Raw genomic sequence first — 2,461 nt, 5'->3', positions numbered from 1 at the left:
TGGGGTCGTCTCAGAAAACGGAAAATAAAGCACGCTAAGCGTGCGTGGAGGCTGGCACCCAGCGGTACAGCGTCGGAATGGACACGCCGAGGTTCTTGGCCACGTCCTTGGGCGGCACCCCGCTGGCCAGCAGCTTCTTGGCCGACTCGATCTTGCTGTCGGTCATCTTCGGCTTGCGGCCGCCTTTGCGGCCGAGCTGCTTGGCGACTTCCAGCCCGGCGCGGGTGCGCTCGACGGTCAGCTCGCGCTCCATTTCGGCAAGGCTCGCCATGACGTGGAAGAAGAACCGCCCGGATGGTGTGCCGGTGTCGATGGAGTCGGTGAGGCTCCTGAACTGGACACCGTGCTTGTGCAGATCGCCGACCAGATCGACCAGTTGCTTGACCGACCGGCCCAGCCGGTCGAGCTTCCAGACGACCAAAGTATCGCCTTCGCGCAGCATTTCGAGCGTCTTGGCCAAGCCAGGCCGGTCTGCCCGCGTGCCACTCACCTTGTCCTCGAAGACCTTTTTACATCCGGCCTTGCTCAAGGCTTCGCGTTGCAGCTCCAGGTTCTGATCCTGCGTCGAGACGCGCGCATAGCCAATCAACATGGCTTGTCTCGCGCCCGGTCGATGCGTTCCTGCATCGCCTGCATCACTTCTTCGTGGGTGTACGATCTGGCGTTGGCGTCGGTGGCTTGCCGCAGGGCTTCCTCAACCTCGCGCGTCATCCGCTCGTAATCCTCCGGCCACAGCGCTTGCTCCATGCGCAGCGACGCCTGACCCAGCAGGTGCAGCAGGCTGAACAGCCGCATGTCGTTGGTGGCGACGATGCGCTCCCGAATCTGCTCCTGAATAGCTTCGCTAGCCCGATGCGCTTGTGGTGTGGCAGTCCCCTCGTAGTCAGCGGGGAATTCCGCTTCCTCGGCAATCCTTGCCCAGGCGCTGGCCAGCGCCTCGATGGTTGACGTGCTCATTTCCGCCGCTCCTGTGCTCTTTGGCGAATCAACCGGCCAAGGGGCCTCGACGCGAAAACCAGCAGCATCACGCCTATCGGATACCAGGTCGAGAAGACCACCAAGGCATCGAAGGCTGGCCGTCCGGTGTTGGTAGGCAGTACGGCGGTCACAGCCATCAACCCGCCGACCGTCCAGATGATGCGCCACACGTAGGGCATCACGCGGGGCACGTAGCCGTCATCGAAAGCGGTCTGGTAGTAGCGGCGCAGGCCGCGCTCGGCAAGCGCCTGGCGCTGCCGCTCCGACAGCGCATCCGTCCGGCCATACCAGCGCCGGAATGGTGGACAGCGCAGCAGCAAAGGGGTGAAGAGGATCATCACCGCCACGATCGCGACACCCCACGCCATGACGGCGCCGGCATCGGGCCGCTTGGCGTTCTCGATCACGGGCGCGAAGACGCCCGGAGCACCGATCATCCAGAACAGCGCAATGTGCTGATGGAAGGAGAGCTTCATTTGCTCATCCACTTGCGCAGCAGGCGCTTTTTCAGGGAGGCGCGTTCTTGCGGGTTGCGTCCCTTGTGATTGGCGATGCGATCCGCCGTGGCGGCCTGGCGCTTGACGGGCCAGTAGGAGCGGCCATCCTTGCCCATCGACCAGACGCTGCTGGCCTGGTTTTCCAGCAGGGGCAGATGGGCGCTCAGGGCTTCGGGCGACGCGCTGGTCAGCGCCGTGCGCTCACGGGTGCGCCAGCGCTGATGCCAGAGCTTCTTGTCCTCGCGCTCGCTGCCGCAGGTCGTGTGCCCGACGATGGGTGTTTTGCGGCGGCTGCGGCTCATAACGTAGTGGTCTCCAAGAACATTCAGGACTGATCCCAGGCGTCGATGGTCAAGACCTGATCGGCAGGACAGGCGGCTACGCGGTCGGGAACTGGATGGTGTTCAGTCTCATGCCGACCCCATTCGATTGATCGCGTCGCTTGCGGCACGCTGCGACGCAAGGAGGTTTGCGACCTGGTTTAGCAGCCGTGTCCGCTGCATGTCTGTTACCTATCTCCCCGACCGCTCATTGGACCAACTCCAGAGATTGGGCTCTATCGCTCAGCCAATACGAAACCGGCATTGGCTGATGCCACAACCGAGACGAACACAAATGGCTCGGTACCTGTATTTCGCGCCCCGTGCACTTGGCCCGGTCTTGCCACGGCTATCTCACCTTCCCTGAGGGCACGAACAATCCCATTGCCCTGAAAGTAATCAGCCATTCCCGACAAAACAGTCCACGTGTCTTGGCCGTGAGGATGAATGTGAGCCGCAATTTCCTGCCCGGGATGGACATGCCAAACCACGATAATTGAGTCTCGGGTTTCAAGCACAACGGAACGAATAGGCTCGCCTTCGGACGGCTGAACATACTCGGCTACAGAAAATATTCTCGATTCAACAGTCATCGGAGATCCCTCTTTCACAGTGCCCCCAGACAGGCTGGATATGAGTTCTAACTCGAATTTGAACGGGAGGCTG

General features: G+C 61.7%; 5 protein-coding genes. All 5 read right to left on the bottom strand.

Translation table 11 applies throughout. From position 1 onward, the window contains the following. Positions 1–34: 34 nt before the first annotated feature. Positions 35–592 (bottom strand): recombinase family protein, encoded by a 558-nt coding sequence (locus ABWL39_RS20805; protein WP_003100847.1) that lies wholly within the window; start codon positions 590–592, stop codon positions 35–37. Beyond that, entirely contained in the window at positions 586–957 is a 372-nt protein-coding gene (locus ABWL39_RS20800) for a hypothetical protein (RefSeq protein WP_003100853.1), read from the bottom strand. Before ABWL39_RS20800 ends, ABWL39_RS20805 begins: the two co-directional genes overlap by 7 nt. Then, on the bottom strand, positions 954–1,454 hold the full coding sequence (locus ABWL39_RS20795) for a hypothetical protein (protein WP_003100856.1): 501 nt from the start codon (positions 1,452–1,454) through the stop codon (positions 954–956). The genes ABWL39_RS20800 and ABWL39_RS20795 overlap by 4 nt, the downstream gene beginning before the upstream one ends. Further along, positions 1,451–1,777, bottom strand: a complete 327-nt coding sequence (locus ABWL39_RS20790) for a hypothetical protein (RefSeq protein WP_003100858.1) — start codon at positions 1,775–1,777, stop codon at positions 1,451–1,453. Before ABWL39_RS20790 ends, ABWL39_RS20795 begins: the two co-directional genes overlap by 4 nt. Positions 1,778–2,031: 254 nt before the next feature. Beyond that, entirely contained in the window at positions 2,032–2,388 is a 357-nt protein-coding gene (locus tag ABWL39_RS20785) for a cupin domain-containing protein (protein ID WP_003465043.1), read from the bottom strand. Positions 2,389–2,461 lie beyond the last annotated feature (73 nt).

Origin of the sequence: Chitinivorax sp. PXF-14 (assembly GCF_040812015.1) — a bacterium.
In the GTDB taxonomy this organism is placed as follows: Bacteria; Pseudomonadota; Gammaproteobacteria; order Burkholderiales; family SCOH01; genus JBFNXJ01.
Note: the sequence above shows the minus strand (reverse complement) of the source record. Positions and strands in the feature narration are given on the sequence as shown.